An 18,223-nucleotide genomic window follows, 5' to 3' on the forward strand; every position below is an offset into this window, starting at 1 on the left:
TGAGGCGCACCGTAACAACTACTCAGTCGAGCACACGGACCGGGAGCGCCGCAGCAATACCCTCGGCAACCGCAAGAACCTTTTCACCGTAGTCATCATGGAGCACCGCAGGCATCCTCGGCTCAGGCCCCGATATGGACAATGCCCCAACCGGCCGGCCGCCACCCGGCCGAATGGACGCGGCAACCGAGACGACTCCCTCCTGCAGTTCTTCAGCACTGATTGCGTACCCACGGGTACGAATTTCCTCGAGTTCCTTGAGGAGGATCTCCGGATCGGTGACCGTATGACGGGTAATCGCTCCGAGGTCGGTCTTCAGGTAGTTGTCGATCTCCACTGGKGGCAGGTAGGCCAGGACAGATTTTCCGTTTGAGCTGGCGTGAAGTTCCGCGCGTTGGCCCAGCGGGGTGAAGGCTCGAACCGGATGCACGCTGTCGATGCGTTCTATCAGAAGGACCGTCTCACCATCGAAGATGGTGAGATGAATCGTCTCCTTGACCTGGGCGGCCAGCGCGTTCATACGGGGCAGCGCCTGTGCCCGTAATCCGCCTCTATCACTGACTGTGCTGCCGACGACAAAGGCCCGGACACTCACGATCCACTTCGTCGAATCCACAGGATCGCTCTCGAGCCACCCGCTCTCAGCCATACTGGTGAGCCCACGTTGCACAGTGGTCTTCGGCAAGCCCAGCTTCCGACTCAGTTCGGAGAGGCCCACGGGCTGTAACTGAGCGACAGCCTCCAGAACCTGCATCGCCGTCCGCACGCTCCGCATGGTCATTCCTTCGTTGTCTCTTAATAATCGCCCGGGGCGGGCTTTTCGGCGCTTTGGCTGGCCATACACGGTCGGCATCCGGGGCCGCGCGGCAGCCGGTCAGACCGGAGGCTGGATGACGAACACCGACTCGGACGACCGGTGAGTGAACTTCCAACCTTCGGCGGTCAACAGGAACCGATCATGAAACTCGCCGACCGCGGAGGGGCCCGCGACGACGGCCGGCGGCACCGATCCTCGGTCGGACCGGAAGATCATCACATAGCTGACAGCGTCACACCTGGTCGCCGACCGCTGAGTGACACGCATCGTAGTCATGACATGACGCTCGACCTGATTGGCGGGCCGCCGCAAAAGCAGATCGTGGATCTGCGTACGTCCGGCGAGGTGCTCGCCGTGACGCACCCATACGCCATCCTCGCTGAAGAGTGCTGCGACCTGGTCAAACTCGCGATGGTCCAGGTGATGCGCGAAAGCGACGATCAACTCACGGCACGAAATGGACGCCTCTAACGAAGTCGGCACACTCATGCCGGGCCGCCACGGTAGCCCGATGACTCCCTGCAACCACAGGGGTCACACTGATCCAGGGCGTCGAATCCGGGATGCCCCGGACGGCCCAGATGATCTCGAAGAGTCAAACTCACCGTTACCTCCGCCCCGCCGAGGAATCCGCGCCCAAACAGCGCCGAACGATCGGCCAACTGATCACATAGCCTACCAACGGTCCACCACACGGTCCATTGGTCCGCAAACTGGACCGTCCAATCGGGGCAATGATGATCAGAAGTTTCCGACCCGGCGCCCTGCCTCCGGTTGTCAAGGACCTCGACCTCACGAGCGTTCCGGGCAGGGCCTTGTCACGCCACGATCGTCTCCACCCCGGTACCGCGTTACACACGGCCGAACCCATCGGCGGCAGGCGACACCGCCTACCGTCCGCTCGCGTGCATCGGAAGTAGGGGAGCATCACGGTAGACCTCAGGTCAACCGTGGACGGGAAGATTCTTTTCGGGATCGCGCGCCGCGGCGGCGTCATCACCAGTAGTCTCCGCCGTCGGCGCTATGGCCTGGTCACGGCCACGGCCACGGCGCTCACCCTGCCTACCGCCAAGGCGGTAGGCAGCCCCGACGCATCGCCCCAACCCGATGAACCCGGACGGCCGAGATGAGCTTGGCCTCGCATCGGGAGCTGGGATCGGGGACCTACCTGGGCTCGATCGTGGGCACTACTGGTCGCCTCGATGAGTGCCCGGCCGGCCGCGGGGCTAACGGCTGTCGCTGTGAGGCCTCAGGACATCCTTGACGGTTCGTTCTCAGCACATGCTTGACGACAAGTAGCCATCCATGATCTTGTTCTGCTTCTTGTTGGTGGCGGAATGGGCGGGTTTGCGGATCATCTGGCGGTGGTCGAGTACCGGTATCGGGCGGTGTGCGAGGTGTTGGCCGGTTCGCCGATCGGTGAGGTCGCGGTGCGGTACGGCACGTCACGGCAGTCGTTGGACACGTGGCGGCGGCGGTTCACGGCGGAGGGGAAGTCGGGTCTGGCGGACCGTTCCCGGCGTCCGCACGCGAGCCCGACGAGGCTGGGCGCCGAGGTCGAAGCGCTGATCTGCCAGCTGCGCCGAGAGCATCCGCGGTGGGGAGCACGCCGGATCTGCCACGAGCTCACAGGCCACGATCTGGCGGTGGTGCCGTCGCGGGCGACGGTGCATCGGGTGTTGACCCGTAACGGGATGATCGTCCCGCAGGCCCAGGAACACACACGGAAGTACAAACGGTGGCAGCGCGAGACGCCGATGCATCTGTGGCAGCTCGACATCGTCGGGGGTGTGCCGTTGGCCGAGGGCCGGGAGTGCAAGCTGCTGACCGGGATCGATGACCATTCCCGGTTCGTCGTGATCGCCACGGTGCTGGCCACGCCGTCCGCCCGAGAGGTCGCGGAGGCGTTCACCGCGGCGATGCGCCGGTACAGCGTCCCGTCGGAGGTGCTCACGGACAACGGCGGGCAGTTCACCGGCCGGCATCTGAAACCGCTACCGGTACAGGTGCTGTTCGAGAAGGTCTGCCTCGACAACGGCATCAAACAGCGGCTGACCAAGCCGCGGTCACCGACGACGACCGGGAAGATCGAGCGCTTCCATAAGACGCTGCGCGCGGAGTTCCTCGACCACGTCGTCCCGTTCGCCTCGATCGCCGTCGCCCAGGACGCGGTCGACGCCTGGGTCGCCAGCTACAACCAGCAGCGTCCGCATCAGGCGTTGGACATGGCGGTCCCCGCGAGCCTCTTCCGCCCGAACGGGCCGACCCGCCTCGACACCGCCCTGCGGCAAGCCGAGCCCGGGTCCGAGCCGGAGACTGGGCCGTCATCACTGGTCGTCGGAGTGATCGAACCGCCAGCCGGGCCGATCAGCGACGGCGCGGCCGTCGAGTCCGAGCGCCGGGTGCCACCCTCGGGCAGCATCACGATCCGCCAAGGGCGCCAGTTCGTCTCGCTGCACCACAGCATGGCCGGGCGCACCGTCACCATCTGGGCCGACCAGCGCAGCATCCACCTCAGCCACGACGGCCACGTGATCCGCACCATCGCCTCCCGGCTCCTGCCCGACGACCTGCGCTACCTCGCCATGCGCGGCGCGCGACCCGCCGGCCCGGCACCAGAACGGCCCGCGCTGCGCCGCGCGAACGGCACCGCGGTCCTCGCCGCCGGTCAGGCCGTCGAGATCGACCGCGCCGTCAACAAGGACGGCCTGGTCGCCATCGGCGGAGCCGACCACCTCGTCGGGTTCGCCTTCGCCGGCCGCCGAATCACGCTGCGCCTGGACGGCCACCTCCTGCACGCCATCACCGACGGAGCCCTCATCGGCACCTGGCCTTGCCCGATCCCCACCGACCGCCTCGGCCAACTGCGCGGCGCCCGACTGCCCGCGACCCCGCTACCACCGCCGCCGCTGTCAGCCGGATCCCTGCGCGCGCAGCGCAAGGTCCACGCGACCGGACGGATCAGGGTCGCCGGCCAGAACATCAAACTCGGCCTCGCCCACCGCGGGAAAATCGTCACCGTCGTCATCGAGGACACCCACCTACGCATCCTGCACGGCGACGAGCAGATTGCCGTCCGCCCGCGACGAAGCACCGGACCGATCACCCGACTCCACACCACCGGCGCCGGCGTCCAACCAGCCGAGCGTCAAGCATCTACTGACGACAAAACGTCAAGCATGTCCTGAGCCCATACATTGACAAACGGCGATGGACCGCCCGCTGAAGTCGGCCAGTCCATCGCGCCAGCACTCCGGCCGAACGCCTGGGACGTCCGGTCTGGTGGGACATGGTAGGACGGTGGGGACAGGGGCTCCGACCTGGGAACGAAAGAAGCCACCGGTGCTCTTCAGGGTGTGTGGATTCCCGAAGATCGCCGATGGCCGTGTGCCTCAGTATGGCCCCCACGGGAGGCGAGAAGGATTCCAAGGACTCGACGACGGTCTCGACCGGCGGTTCCACCGGTCGAATCACCCCGGCGGAGCGCCGGCTTCCCCGCGGCCCGACCACCGGGCTTCCGCGTCGTCACGATGACCCACCAGGTCGACGCGAAATCCGGCGGACAGAAGGCGTCACACAAAAAGATCCGGTTCGAGGTTCGCCCCATATGCTGCGTCATTTGCGTAGCGTGACAGGTCGGTCACCCCAGAAATCCGCAGAACATCCTCATCCAGGTAACATTCGGCGGTCCCTGCCTCCGCCGGCCGGGCGAGCAGCACCGCAGCAGCATCAGCCATAATCTCCGGTCTCCGGGAGGCTCGCATGCCCGCATCGCCGGCAACCACGTTCCGAACAGCCGCAGTCGCGATCAGGGTCGCCGGCCACAGACAGTTCGCCGTGATACCTCGGTCGCGGTACTCTTCCGCGAGGCCGAGCGTGAGCATGGTCATGGCGTACTTGCTGACCGTGTACGGTGCATGCCGAGAGAGCCATTGACGATCGAGATTGAGCGGCGGGGACAGAGTGATAACCCGGGCATCTTGCGAGTCGAGCAGGTGGGGCAAGGCCGCGGAGATCAATGCGAAGGTCCCGCGCGCGTTGACATGGAGCATCAGGTCATAATTTTTGATCGAGAGGTCCCCGAGCCCCTTCAAGGAAATTGCCGACGCGTTGTTTACGACGAAATCCAGGGCGCCGAAGCGGTCGACCGTCTTCGTGACGGCGGCCTTCACAGCGGCGTCATCACGGATATCACCCACTATCGGGAGAACATGGCCGCCCGCCGCCTCAATCTCCGCCGCAGCCGAGTGCACCGTACCCGGAATCCGCGGATCGGGAACCTCGGTCTTGGCGACAAAAGCGATGTTCGCCCCCTCCCTGGCAGCCCGGACGGCGATCGCGAGCCCGATCCCCCGGCTACCTCCAGACATGAGCAGGGTCCGCCCCGCCAAGGTCGTGCACGTGCCGTTATCCATGAGTCCTACCTCGCTTACTCGGCGCTCCACAGCAACTCTCGACGAAGGGCACGTGATCCCAGGGATCCGCCCGGCGCCGGATCAAGCCCATCGCACCCGGCACGGCCGGCGCATCGCGCTCGATCGCGATCCGCGGCCGGGCGCCAGAAGCTAGATCGAGATTCCGCCGTCGACGGGCGGCACCACGCCTGTGACGTAGCCGGCCTCCTCGCGCATGAGGAAGCCCACTGCCGCGCACATCTCCGTCGGATCAGCGAAGAGCCCCATCGGGATCCCCGCGACGAGCTCGGTTATCCTGCCCTCCTGAATAGAGACGTCCATTCGGGTCTCGGCATTCGGCGAAATCGCGTTGACGGTGACGTCGAACCGCGCCAGTTCCTTCACCGAAGGAACGTCCGTATTCCAGGCCGATTCCCTGAGCACCGCCAGTGATGACGACGGTCCGTTCCGAGAAGCTGTAAGAAAGGTTGCCCATGCGATCTTATCTTCGTCAGAGGAGCTCGATGATCGTGGCGTTCGCCTGCCCGCCGCCCTCGCACATGGTCTGTAGGCCGTAGCGGATGTTCCCGGCCCGCATGTGGTGCAGCATCGTCGTCATCAGTCGCGCGCCCGAGCCACCAAGCGGATGCCCCAGCGCGATGGCGCCTCCGCGCGGGTTCACTCTGGCCAGGTCGATCTCGAACTCCGCCGCCCACGCGAGTACCACCGAGGCGAAGGCCTCGTTCACCTCGAAGACTCCGATGTCGTCCGGCCGCAGTCCCGACCGCTGAAGGGCCTTCGCCGTCGCTGGGATTGGGCCGGTCAGCATCGGCATCGGGGCGGAGCCGGCGATGACCGCGGTGTGGACCCGGGCGAGCGGGGTCRGTCCGGCCGCAGCCGCTGCCTCGGCGGTCATCATCAACAGGGCTGCCGCGCCGTCGGAGATCTGCGAGGAGTTCGCGGCGGTGATCGTGCCGTCAGGCCGGAAGGCAGGCTTCAGAGCGGCAAGGCCCTCCAAGGTTCCTCCACGACGGATGCCCTCGTCGATCGAGACCGTCGTGCCGTCGATGTCGATCGGCGCAATCTCGTCGACAAAGAGGCCGCCATCCGCCGCGGCCGCCGCCTTCGCGTGCGAGTCGAGCGCGAACTCGTCGAGGCGCGTGCGCGACAGCGCCCACTTCTCGGCGATCATCTCCGCTCCGATCCCCTGGTTGGGGAACTCCGGACCATAGCGTTCGATATAGCGTTCTCCCAGCGGGAAGCCGCCGGAGGCGGCGGATCCCATCGGCACCCGCGACATGCTCTCGACACCGCCGACGACCACGACCTCGTACTGCCCGGATACCAGCCCCGCCGCGCCGAAGTGCACAGCCTGCTGCGACGACCCGCACTGCCGGTCAACGGTCGTGCCCGGCACGGACTCCGGCCACCCGGCCGACAGCACCGCTGTCCTTGCGATGTCGAAGGTCTGCTCGCCGACCTGGCTGACACAGCCCCACACCACATCGTCGACGGACGCCGGGTCGATCCCGGTGCGCCGCACGATTCTGTCCAGAACGTGTGCTGACAGGTCGGCGGGGTGGATGCCGGACAGGCCTCCGTTCCGCCTGCCCACCGGCGTGYGCACCGCGGCGACTATGACGGCGTCGCGCGCTGCCGCGCTCACAGCGCCCCAGCCGTCACGGTCTCGATGATTCCGTCCAGCAGGCAGAGGCTGGGCGACCGGACAACGGCCGTCGCCCTGCCTGGCCCCACGCCGTCCCACTGCGCGCGGAACACGTCTGACTCGACCATGTCGATCTCCATAATTCTGGCGAAGTTGATGGTGTTACAGCGCTTCGATGAGTCGGGCGACGACTTCGCAATGCCGCCGCAGATCATTGCGCCGGCCGCTCGACGATGACCGTGCGCCGGACCGCCGGGTTGGTGTCGGACGGCCCGTTCATACCCGAACCTCATGCCGTGAGATCAACGGCCAGCAGCGCTCCCTTGCCGTCCCATTCCAGGCCCGGGGCCGGCATCGCGTCGGTCGCGGCGAGATACAGGATGCCCGCAGTCTCATCGACGACGCAGGCAGGGATGTGCGCGTAGCCGGTCCTGACACGCCGGATGAGCTCCGTACCGCTGGCATGGACCGCCTCGCCGGAAAGCGGGTCGCCATACCAGACGCTGCCGTCGGCGAGGTAGGAGATTCCGTCGGGATGGCCCTCCCACCCCGTTGCATCGGCGACGACGACCGCGTCCGGGGACAGCGATCCGTCGGCGAGGATGTCGATCGACACGACACGACCTCGCAGTGACTCGGCGATCACGAGCCGCTTCCCGTCGTCCGCCAGGCACATGCCGTTGGGAAACAGCAGGTCCGGTCCGCTGGGCTCGATGCGCCCGTCCGCGTGGACCCGCAGCAGCCGGGTCGTCCGGGGCGCCTCACCGGCGAGCATGTCGAAACCCGTCGGGCCGACGACCAAGCCGCCGTCGGGGGTCGCCACCACCTCGTTGATCCACGAGTCGGTGTGGGTGCTCACGTCGACCAGCGGCTCGGCCTTGCCGTTGTCGATCGCGTAGACGACCCGCTCCTGCACGGCGTTGCTGATCGCGCGGCCGTCGGGCAGGAACGACAACCCGAGGACGAGCCTCGCCGGGATGTTGCCGCGAACCCGCGGTGGCTCGCCTGGGACCACCGAGCAGACTCGAGTCGCGTCGCTGAACCAGACAGCGCCCTCACGCAGCCGCAGGCTTTCCGGAAACCGCAGGCCTGTGGCGAGCACTCGCAGCGGGTCGGCAGCCACGCCGACCACCTCCTTGGTTGTTCGGATCAGGTGCCGGGCTCTGCCAGCCGTGGACGAGGCGATGGCGCCTTCCACAACTGCCACCCGCGTTGCCACGTGAGGGGCGCGACCTGAGCAGCGCACCGCCAGCTGGCCCGGGAAAGTGGGCTCGAGGTCGGCGCGGTCGCGTCACCCGACCGGGCACGCCTCCTGGGCCCGGCCGCGCAGGAGATGCCGATCGACCTTCGCGGCGGTGACCATCGGGAACGGCGCGCTGCCCCACATCGTCCAGTGCCGCGGGCGCGCGTAGGGCGCGGCGTCCGGTCGGCCACGCCAGTACTGCTCGAGTTCGTCGCCGGTCAGTTCGTGATCGCTTCGCACGAAGGCGTGCGGTACATAGCCGAAGCGGGTGTCAGGTACCGGGACTACCACCACGTCCAGCACGCTCGGGTGCGTCTTGAGGATGGCCTCGACCTCCTCGCACTGAATCTTGATGGCACCGCTCTTGAAGACGTTGTCGCTGCGCCCGGCGATGAAGTAATAACCTTCCTCATCGCGTTCCATGAGGTCACCGGAGCGCCACCACCCATCCGGAAAGTTCTTGGCCGTGGCCGCCTCATCGCCCCAGATGCCCACAGCAACCGGCCCGCGGACGAACATCTCGCCTGGACGCCCCGCCTTGGTGACGACCTCGCCGCTCTCGGTGTCACGCAGCTCGACCGTGACACCAGGCAGCGGCTTGCCGACTAGCCTGCCGTCACTGCCGATTCGCGGGTTACCGACGCCCGTGTACAGCGCCACCGCCTCAGTGGCGCCGTACGAGCCGAGTAGCCGCATTCTCGGGAACAGCCTTGTGAGCGTCTCGAGGACCTCGTCGTTGGCGAACTCCCCGCCGAGCATCGCGGTGCGCACGTTGTTGCCCTGACCGAAGCCGACGAGGTCGGGCACCGCCTCCTGGATCATCCGCACCAGGGTCGGTGTGAGCGCGACCTGAGTGACCCCCTCGCTGACGATCGACGCGGCGATCGACGCGGGGTCGAAACGCAGGCAGACCGCGGCCGAGCCGGCCCGGAGCGTCGCGCCGGTGACGTGAGCCCAGCCGGCGAAATGTGGCGGCAGTATGTTGAGGAAACGGTCGGTGAAATTCGAGCCCCAGGCGAAAGCCGACACCATCATCGTCTCAAGCCAGTTGGCCTCCGAGTGCATGACGGGCTTGGGGCGTCCGGTCGAGCCCGACGTGTAGATGATCAGAGCGATGTCGTCCGGCGCGATATCTGCTGTCGGCTCATCGGCACCGGCGTACCGCTCGTAGACCGTGCTCAGCGTGGCATGACTGTCATCATGCGGCTTGTCCATCGCAATGAAATGCCTGACGGTCGGAATACCGATCTCAAGCAGTCGATCGAGCAGGTCGACGCACTCCCCCGAATACGACAACGCGGACAGGCCGACATTGTTGATCATCCAGGCGACCTGCTCGGGCGCGGCCCGGCCGTTCATCCCGACCGGGATCGCGCCCATCTTGCGCGCACCGAAGCTCAGCGCGGTGACGTCAGCCCCGGGAGCCATGGCCAGCCAGCCGACGCGGTCGTTCTTGACGATCCCGCCCTCGGCGTACGACGCGCAGACGCTTCGGCTCGCCGCGTTCAGGTCCGCGTAGGTCCAGCGGACCCCGCGGTCGAGGTCGATGATGGCGTCGTTCGCGCCGAAGCCCGACTCGGTCCATAGCAGCAGTTCCTTCAGTGACTTCACGAACGCCCTTCCTTCCGAGGCGTCATGCCGCCGGAAACGCTCGAGTCCAGCGGCCGGGCGAAGACCGCACTGTCCGTGCCGGTCCAGGCTCCTGCTCCACCTACAGCTCGCGAGCCAGGCGGGCACGCCATGATGGGCCGAAGCGGGACGTCCGCGGAACAGATTCATCCCGGAATCTGGTACACCGCGAAGGCGACCACGCCGACCGGGCGGCAGCTTGGGCCACCGTCGCTCCCCGCCTGGTCAGCCGTCGGCGCCGGCGTCGTCGGCATGACCGAGATAGCCTCGTACGACCGCCTCCTCGTCAAGCCCGCTCGGCGGCCCCGAGTACTCGATCGCTCCTCGACGCAGCAGGATCACCTCGTCGGCCATCGCCATGGCTCGCTGCACGTACTGCTCGACCAGCACCATCGCCACGCCGGTCGCGGCCAGGGCGCCAAGTGCCACGAAAATCTCGTCGACGACCTTCGGCGCCAGTCCCAGTGACACCTCATCGAGCAGGATGAGGCGAGGCCGCGCTATGTAGGCACGGGCAAGCGCGACCATCTGCTGCTGCCCGCCGGAGAGCCGGCCCGCCGGCTCTCCGAGCCGGTCACGCAGGGCGGGGAAGGCCTCAATCGCGGCCGCCACGCCGTCGTCTGACCGTCCTTTGACGACCGCGCCATGCAGGCGCAGGTTCTCGCGGACCGTGAGGCTGCGAAAGATGCCACGCCCCTCCGGGATCAGGCAGACACCGTCTTTCGCTCGGATGTTGGCGCTCGTCCTGCGGGCCTGGGCGCCGAACAGCGCGATCTGGCCGCTCGTCGGGCGCAGCAGGCCGGCGGCAGCGCGCAATGTGGTCGTCTTGCCAGCGCCGTTGGCGCCGAGCAGCGCCACCATCTGCCCCGGCATGACACGAAACGACACGTCACGCAGCACAGGCACAGACCTGTATCCCGCGTTGACCCCGGCGAACGCGAGAACCGGAGAACTCTCCTCGGGAGCACTCGACGTCCCCGAGACCTCGATGGGAGTAATCATGCGGTGGCGTCCTCGATCTCGCGCTCGACAGGCGGCAGGGCGTCGCCGAGATAGGCCTGACGCACCGCCGCCGACATGCTGACCTCGCTGACAGTGCCATTGAAGATCGACTTCCCGAAATCGACGACGTACACGTAGTCGCACACCTGGTTCACCAGCGCCATGTCGTGCTCGACCAGCAGGATGGCGACGCCACGGTCGGTGGTGACCCGCCGCAGGATCTCGCCGAAGCGTTCGGTCTCGATGTGATCGAGCCCCGACGAGGGCTCGTCAAGCATAATCACCTCGTAGTGCCCGGCCAGGCAGCGCGCGAGTTCGACGAGCCGGCGTTGTCCGGTGGTGAGTGTTCCGACGTCCGCGCCCGCGAGCCGGCCCAGACCGCACAGCTCCAGCGACTCGTTCGTCGCCGCGAGCACACGCGCACGCTGCGACCGTGAACTCAGGATGTGGTCGAACGGGTTCCATCCGGCAAACGCGGCCTCGGCGCCCATCGCGATGTTCTCCCAGACGGTCAGGGAGTCGAAGAGCTCGGTCTGCTGGAACGTGCGGCCCAGCCCCGCCCGTGCGCGTGCTGGGACAGCAAGCCTGCCGATCGGCCGATCGTCAAGGTTCACCGAGCCGTTAACGGGACGGACATAGCCGGAACAGACGTTGAAGACAGTGGACTTTCCCGCGCCGTTCGGGCCGATGAGCCCGGTGATGCGCCCCGCATCCGCGGTGAGGCTGACGGCGTCGGCGGCGACCAGGCCGCCGAAGCGCACGGTGACGTCGTCGACCCGAAGGCTCCCCCCACCGCCGGAACGAACGATGGCGGGTGCCGTCTCCGGTTCCGGGCCATCGCCGGCCGCCGCGGCGCCCGTCGTTCCGAGAGCAGGCACGTGCTCGTCCGGCTTCTGCCCGAGCAGGTCGAACAGGCGGCGGACCGGGGCTGGCAGAGACGCCACGCTGATGGGAAAGGTCGCGATCACGATCGCGCCGAGACCGAAGGCCAGGGTCAGGGCGTAGGTGACCTTCTCCCCCACCGAGATGTAGGAGGGCAGCAGGACCTGCGCGGCGGCAGCGATGATCGCGTACCAGGGCGCCGTTCCGAGCGCGAGCAGCACCACCGCGAACAACTGCAACGACAGCAGAGGCTGGTAGCCGTCCGCTCCGACGAGTCCCAGGGTTCCCGCGTCGAGGACGCCGGCGATGGCGGCGAGCACCGCGGAAAGGCAGAAGACAAGCACCCGGCTGACGTTGATGGAGGCACCGCTGGAGGCCAGGCCGCTGGCGCTGTCGGACATCGCCCRCAACAGACGGCCAAGACGGCTGCGCCCGATCAGGAAGACGAGCAACGCCACCAGAACGGCGAAGACCAGGACGAAGTAGTAGTAGCCCCGGTCACCTGTCGCGTCGATCCCCCAGAAATGCGGTCGGGGAACCGTGACGCCGACGCCCAGGCTGCCGAACATATAGCTCTGGTTGTAGAACATCTGCTGCAGCAGGATCCCGAAACCGAGGGTCGCGAGCGCGAGGTACAGGCCCGGGAAACGAATCGCCGGGATCGCCAGGACCGCGCCGATGGGCGCCGCGACGGCGGCCGCGAACGCCAGCGCGAGCAGCCACGGCCAGTCATGATCGACGGCGACGTGCGCGAACGCGACGACACCGATGGCCATGAACGTGACATGTGCCAGCGAGACCTGACCGGACGTTCGTACAAGCAACCCGAGCGACAGGAACAGCACCACATAGGCGAGGAAATGAGTCCAGTCGGTGAGCCGCAACCCGGCGAAACTCGGGACGAACAGCAGCACGACTAGTGCGGCCAGCGAGAACCCGGCCCGCACCTGCCAGATCGGTCGCCATGTCGCGCGAGCGACGCCCGATCTGGAGAGGGTCGCACTCGGATTCTTCAGCCGCGGTACCGCCACGAGCAGGGTGAACAGCACGAGGAACGGAAGGCTGCTCGCGAGGCCGGCGCCGAGCCCGGTCGAGCCGACGAACTGCTTCTGCAGCAGCGCCTGCCCGACACCGATCGCCAGCCCACCCAGGTAGGTGGCGGGCAGGTTGGTGAAGCCGCCGATCGCCGCGGCGCCGAAAGCGGTCACCACGAGGAAGGTCATGGTCGTGGCGTCGAGGGGCAGCAGCGGCGCGAGCAGCACACCGGCCGCGCACGCCATGACGGAACCCAGCATCCAGGCCAGGCGCCGCACCCGCACCGGTGGCACACCCGTGATGTCGAGCAGCTCGGAGTTGTCAACGACGGCCCGCATGGCGAGCCCGGTACGGCTGGTCCGCAGGAAGATGGTCAAGGCGACGACAGCGCCGAGCCCTACCGCGAACGTGATCACCTGGTTCGCAGCCACGGCGGTGTCCCCGACGTGGAACGAGCCCGTCGGCAGGAACTGCCGGACCTCCCGCGGCTCGCCGGGTTTGTAGAGGAGCTCGACGGCGCCCTGGATGACCAGGAGCAGGCCCAYGGTCGCGAGAACCTTCGAGGCCAGTGGGGCACCGTCGAGCCGGCGGGCCACAAGCTCAAGGAGCAGGCCGAGGAGCGGCCCGCCTACGAACACGCAGATCGCCGCTGCGAGCGCCCAGGGCACATCGTGTTGTTCGTGCAGGAAGTAGAAGCCGAAGGCGGACGCGCTGGCGAGCGCCCCGTGGCTGAAGTTGAAGATGCCCGAGGTCTTGTAGGTCAGCACCAGGCCGACGGCGGCGAGCGCAAAGATCGAGCCGGTTGTGAGACCCGCTACTAGGTATGGCAGCACGCTGGAAACTCCGTGTCAGTCGTCGGCTTTCGGGACCACCCGTCCACTGGGTTCTGTTGACGGCGAGGGCTGGTATCGACCGCCCTCCCGCGGGTTCGCCCCGGGAGCGGCGCTGGTCCCGTCACCGCTCGTCCGCCGGACCCGCGGATCGGCTCAGCCGCCGCCTGCCGCCTTCGCGAGCTGGGCGTCGGCCGCGGTGATGACGGCGGTCGGAGCGCACACCGGCTTCGCGCCGCTCTGCGTCTCGAACGTACCGTCCGAGATCCGCCAGTCGAACCAGCACGGCAGCGAGGTGGTCCTGCCCTCGTTGTAGGTCAGCGGCAGGCTCCAACCGCCCAGCGTCTCGCCCTTCAGGGTGTACATCGCGGTCTTCAGACTCGGGCCCGTCAGGTCGCCTTTCACGTTCTTCGCGGCGGCCGCGATCACCTGGCCGGCCAGCCACGTGGAACTGGCGTACGTGTTGTCGGTGGTCGAGCCGACGAAGCTCGGCACGTACTTCTCGAGAGCCGCCCGGTACTTCTTCTGCTCGGGCAACGGTGACGTGAAGTCCTGCGCGACGAAGTCGATCACCCGGGCCTGGTCATAGGCCGGGTCGGTCTTCCAGAAGCCCGCCGCACTGGGACCGAGCAGCACTTGCGGTGCCTGGAGCCCCTGCTGGCGGCACTGGTCGGCGACGTTCCGCGTGAACGCCGGCCCACCGGCGACCGTGTAGGAGTCGACCTTGGCGTTCAGCAGCTGCTGACAGACCGAGGTGAAGTCCGGCGCCGAGATCGACACGCCGGAAATCACCGGCATTGTCATGCCCTGTGCGTCAGCCATGGTCTTGTAGATGGGCAGAGGGGTGATCGCGGCGAGCTCGGTCGCGTACACCAGACCGAACCTCGTACCGAAGTGCTTGCCCTCGTTGAGCAGTGCGTAGACCCCGGTAGCCGGTGAGAACACGACCGGAAAGGCGCTGGGCGAAATGAGCTGGCCGTGCCCGGGGTTGGCGACGATGACCGGCGTCCCGGCGGTCTCGGCGATCTTGAGCCAGCTTGTGTCGGACAGATCCTGGTCTATGATCGCGACCACGTGATCCTGTKTGACCATTTCGCGCGCGTAACGGAGACCGGCGCCAGTGGTTGTTCCGACGTCCTTGACGATCAGTTTGACGGGGTGGCCGTTCAGACCGCCATTGTCGTTGATGTACTTTCCCCACGCCTCGGCGGCCTTCGCGCCACCGCCACTCGACGCCGCGGCGAATCCGCTGAAAACCCCCAGCACGCCGATGGAGACCGTCGAGCCCTTCAGACCCGTCCCATTGTCAGATGAGTGATCTGCGGAGGAGCCACCGCCGCAGGCGGCCAGCACGGCAGTCGAGGCGAGGGCTAACCCGAAGGCGATTCTTCGGCGGATAGAATTCATCGTCAACTTCCTCGATATGCAGCGAGGAGACCCCACCTGCCGGCGGGGCCTCGTCGGCTGTCGTCCGTCCCGTGCGTGGGCGCCAGTCGAGCGGGCCCTCGGCATAGTCGTCGCAGTTCGGCGCGCGCATGGTCGGGCCGGCCTGGGGTGGTTCGGTTGGTTCGCCTTCCCCTCACGGCCTCGACGGGAGCTCGACCGTCGCGCGTGCCGTGCCGACCACCCGCCCCGCAGGGAAGGTCGCCGTCCGAAGGTCCAGCTCGACAAGGTGCTCGCCGGCGTCACCGGTGAACACACGGGTTACCGCCCCGGTCGTCCTGGCCGCGTCGCCGTGGAAAAGCATCGCCCGGACCTGGCTGTCGATCTCGACGAGCCGGCCGTCGTCTCCGGCCCAGTTGGTGACAGCGTGCGTTGCCAGTGACTCTGTATGCGATCCGAAGGCCGGGGCGAACGGCACTCCGGCCGCCACTCGCGCCACCTCGTTTGTAAGGTGCCACTCGATCGGGTGGCGCAGCTCGTTGGTCACCGGGTCGACGACCGTCGCGTTGGTGACATGTCGCGCCTGGTCCCATTTCAGGCCGAAGGCCGCCGCGCTCCCCATGACACCCCAGAGGGCAATGCCATCACTGAGGTCGTACGGCCCGATGTACAAATCCGAAATCGAGTCGCCGGGCCGGACGTCCTGCCAGTAGCGCGACTCGGAACCGCGCCGGTTCTTACCGGCGAGCTCCTTCTCGTAGTAGTCGTGGATTTTCTGGATCTCATCCGGCGAAAGACCGTGGATCTCATACGCGCCGTACGCCACTCCGGCGCCGTCGTCGTCGATTCCCGGCGGGAAGGCGGTACTCAGCGTGCGGGATTCGACCGTACTGAGAAGCTCGTCGTCCTGGCTGTAGAACGATCGCTCACAGCGGGTCAGGAACAGCCGGTACGGGCGCCCCGGCTTGCTGCGCTCCTCGATGCCGACGAACCGGTCGGTGGCATGCACAATGTGCCCGGGACGATATGGGGCATGGTAGGTGCGCTTGGTGCCTGCGTTGAAGGGGCGCCAGTACGGCACGTCCGGCGGTTCCGGCGTCCGCGGGAACTCGGCCACGCAGATCTCGAACAGCGGCGGCGCGATGATTCCCTTCGCAGCGCTCGCCTCAGCATATGCCGGGTCACGCCAGAGCGGATTGGGGTCACCGATCGCGTTGGCGAAGTTACGGATCAGGTCCGCCGTGACTGTCGTGTTCGCGAGCGGAAAACTGTACGCACCCTCTGGCTCACTCGGTGCCGGGCGGGACGAGCGGTCGCTGGCTTCGAGGTCGGCGACGTAGCCCGCGAGGACTTCGTTCCACGCGGCATTGTCCATCAATCATCCCTCCGTTGAATTCACGCCGGAGTCGGATCGTGGCGCTAGGAGGAGTGCGCTACAAGGCCGCCGTCCCGAGAAGCTGGACGGCACTGCCACGCCTCGCGCCACGGGGCCGCGCAGGTCAGGAGCTGCAGAGCTCCCCCGGCCCAGGCAGGGTCCGTCCACCATCGGCGGGGGCAGCGAGCCAGATCCCGGAAACGGCCTGAGGGACGATCTCCAGGCAGACGGCGAGCAGCACGAAACGTGACCCGAGGATTTCATAAGGTCAGCAAAGATCGCGGACGGTGAATCACTCAGGCCTCATCGAGTCCGAGCGGGATCGCCAGGCGTGGCAGTAGCCCGCGCACGCTCAGCGTGTCGGGAGTTCTATCGCTTGTTCACGAACGTCGCCGCAGCCTGGGTCTGCGCTTTGGCGCGCCGCCGCTTCTTCACGGCGTACATTGCGAGATCAGCCCGTCGCGTTATGTCATCAGCACCCACGAGGGCACGCGCGTCGGCCACGGCGAGTCCGACACTGACCCCGACGGCCCAGTCATGGCCATGAATTCGAAACGGGGGTCGCATTGCGTCCTCGAGCCGCCGGGCAGCCTCCTCGCCGGTAACCCACGGATCACTTCCCGAATCCCCGAGAAGGACGGCGAACTCGTCGCCACCCAAGCGGGCCGCTAGGTCTTCCTCACGTACGGCGCACCGCATCCGGCCAGCTACCGCGCACAACAGCTCGTCGCCGACGGCGTGCCCGAGCGTGTCGTTGACTCCCTTGAAGTCATCGAGATCGCAGACAAGCAGGACGACCGAGCGACCCCCGTCGCGCTGACGGTCCACAGCCTCGGCGAGCTCGGCATCGAACAGCAAACGGTTACCCAGGCCAGTCAAAGGATCGTGCAGGGCCTGATGACGAAGCGACCGCTGCGTCTCCTGGACCTTGGCAAGCAACCGGGTGTTCTGCAGCAAGGTGATCATCTGGCGGATCGTCACAATCGCGGCCAAGGCGACGAAGAGCCCGAGCTCGACCCGAGCGATCGGATCGTCGCGCACGATCAACACGGTCATCAACGCGACCGCAGCCAAAAAGGGCAAATAGGGCAGGTAGACGTGTTCCCACACCGAAACAACTGCGTCGCGGAGCGCGTAGCGGCCGTTCGATTCTCGGGGCGGAACTACCAGCGCCAGCCCAAGCAGCGTGATCCCGACAAGGCCGCCGATCCACGGAGACGTGGCCTGGTTCACGACCACTTGCTCCGCCACTACCCAATGTACGTTCTGGATCCCGGACGCGGTCAGAGCGACGAAGGCGAAGAGGAGCAGAACCACTGCCCTCGTGTTGTAGGGCCTACCGAAAGTCAGCACCAGCAAAAGCGCGACGATCTGGACAGCATTACTCAACGGCAAAGCCAGCGCCAGCGCGAAAGGCCATCCATTGATGCCGGCGTCGACAAGCCTTTCCAGGAATGCCACCCAGATGATCAGCAGAATCGACCCAGCCATCAGCAGACCATCGATCACCACCAGAAATCGGCGCGGTATCCGTACTCCGGCCGCACCGGGTGGGCCCCTGGTCCCAGGCCCGCTCCGTTCCGGCCGATCGGGCAGGTAGAGGACGGACCGTAGAGCAAGAACAGGTCCGATCAGGAGCACGACGTTCACGAGCCCAAACTGAGGCCGATCACCCTGGATCCCGAAAAGAACGATCCACTCGACACCAATCACGAGGGCCACAGCGAGAAAGCCGGACATCAACAGGCGCCAGTGACGCTCCGCGCCTTCGCTGCGCGCGACTCCGACGGCTGCCAGCGTGCAGCCCCACAGGGCGCTGACACCCGGCGCGCACAGCTCGAGGGCAGCCAGGGCTCGACCACCGAGGAGCGCCTGCGGCACGATGAGGGCGAGAAGTAGACCCGCTGTTCCCATTGAGATCCATCGGAAGGCACGCTCGCTGACGGGTCGGCTCCCACGCGCAGGCC

Annotated in this window: 13 protein-coding genes and 1 pseudogene; 2 read left to right on the forward strand and 12 right to left on the reverse strand. The window is 66.9% G+C overall.

What is annotated here, in order from left to right; genetic code table 11:
- Positions 1-22: 22 nt before the first annotated feature.
- Positions 23-775 (reverse strand): IclR family transcriptional regulator, encoded by a 753-nt coding sequence (locus tag CcI49_RS11460; protein WP_076826441.1) that lies wholly within the window; start codon positions 773-775, stop codon positions 23-25.
- Positions 776-958: 183 nt separating this feature from the next.
- On the opposite strand from CcI49_RS11460, the gene CcI49_RS43225 reads away from it, so the two are divergent.
- Together CcI49_RS43225 and CcI49_RS11470 are read left to right on the forward strand one after the other, a co-directional pair.
- On the forward strand, positions 959-1,288 hold the full coding sequence (locus CcI49_RS43225) for a hypothetical protein (RefSeq protein WP_241840011.1): 330 nt from the start codon (positions 959-961) through the stop codon (positions 1,286-1,288).
- 866 nt (positions 1,289-2,154) lie between these two features.
- Positions 2,155-4,005, forward strand: a complete 1,851-nt coding sequence (locus CcI49_RS11470; protein WP_076826312.1) for an IS481 family transposase — start codon at positions 2,155-2,157, stop codon at positions 4,003-4,005.
- A gap of 384 nt (positions 4,006-4,389) precedes the next feature.
- Here CcI49_RS11470 and CcI49_RS11475 read toward each other — a convergent pair whose 3' ends face one another.
- The 11 genes and pseudogenes from CcI49_RS11475 to CcI49_RS11525 form a co-directional block, all read right to left on the reverse strand.
- Positions 4,390-5,232, reverse strand: coding sequence for an SDR family oxidoreductase (locus CcI49_RS11475; protein WP_076826443.1), 843 nt, complete (start codon positions 5,230-5,232; stop codon positions 4,390-4,392).
- Positions 5,233-5,382: 150 nt separating this feature from the next.
- Positions 5,383-5,619 (reverse strand): annotated as a pseudogene (locus CcI49_RS11480) (SDR family oxidoreductase); the annotation flags it as partial.
- Between the two features lie 103 nt (positions 5,620-5,722).
- Positions 5,723-6,877, reverse strand: a complete 1,155-nt coding sequence (locus CcI49_RS11485) for an acetyl-CoA C-acyltransferase (RefSeq protein WP_076826314.1) — start codon at positions 6,875-6,877, stop codon at positions 5,723-5,725.
- Positions 6,874-7,005, reverse strand: coding sequence for a hypothetical protein (locus tag CcI49_RS44125; protein WP_277872712.1), 132 nt, complete (start codon positions 7,003-7,005; stop codon positions 6,874-6,876). The genes CcI49_RS11485 and CcI49_RS44125 overlap by 4 nt, the downstream gene beginning before the upstream one ends.
- A gap of 161 nt (positions 7,006-7,166) precedes the next feature.
- A complete protein-coding gene (locus CcI49_RS11495) occupies positions 7,167-8,000 on the reverse strand; it encodes an SMP-30/gluconolactonase/LRE family protein (RefSeq protein ID WP_158230752.1) in 834 nt (277 codons plus the stop codon).
- A gap of 168 nt (positions 8,001-8,168) precedes the next feature.
- A complete protein-coding gene (locus CcI49_RS11500; RefSeq protein ID WP_076826320.1) occupies positions 8,169-9,731 on the reverse strand; it encodes a class I adenylate-forming enzyme family protein in 1,563 nt (520 codons plus the stop codon).
- A gap of 243 nt (positions 9,732-9,974) precedes the next feature.
- Positions 9,975-10,649, reverse strand: coding sequence for an ABC transporter ATP-binding protein (locus CcI49_RS11505; protein ID WP_241840012.1), 675 nt, complete (start codon positions 10,647-10,649; stop codon positions 9,975-9,977).
- A 98-nt stretch (positions 10,650-10,747) separates the two neighbouring features.
- Positions 10,748-13,501 carry an ATP-binding cassette domain-containing protein gene (locus CcI49_RS11510; RefSeq protein WP_076826324.1) on the reverse strand — a complete coding sequence of 918 codons (2,754 nt, stop codon included), beginning with the start codon at positions 13,499-13,501 and terminating at the stop codon, positions 10,748-10,750.
- 153 nt (positions 13,502-13,654) lie between these two features.
- Positions 13,655-14,851, reverse strand: a complete 1,197-nt coding sequence (locus CcI49_RS11515) for an ABC transporter substrate-binding protein (RefSeq protein ID WP_076826326.1) — start codon at positions 14,849-14,851, stop codon at positions 13,655-13,657.
- Between the two features lie 226 nt (positions 14,852-15,077).
- Complete coding sequence (locus tag CcI49_RS11520) at positions 15,078-16,256, reverse strand: MaoC family dehydratase N-terminal domain-containing protein (protein ID WP_076826328.1); 1,179 nt, start codon at positions 16,254-16,256, stop codon at positions 15,078-15,080.
- Between the two features lie 369 nt (positions 16,257-16,625).
- Positions 16,626-18,170 (reverse strand): GGDEF domain-containing protein, encoded by a 1,545-nt coding sequence (locus CcI49_RS11525; RefSeq protein ID WP_076826330.1) that lies wholly within the window; start codon positions 18,168-18,170, stop codon positions 16,626-16,628.
- Positions 18,171-18,223 lie beyond the last annotated feature (53 nt).

It is taken from the genome of Frankia sp. CcI49 (assembly GCF_001983215.1).
Taxonomy (GTDB): Bacteria; Actinomycetota; Actinomycetes; order Frankiales; family Frankiaceae; genus Parafrankia; species Parafrankia irregularis.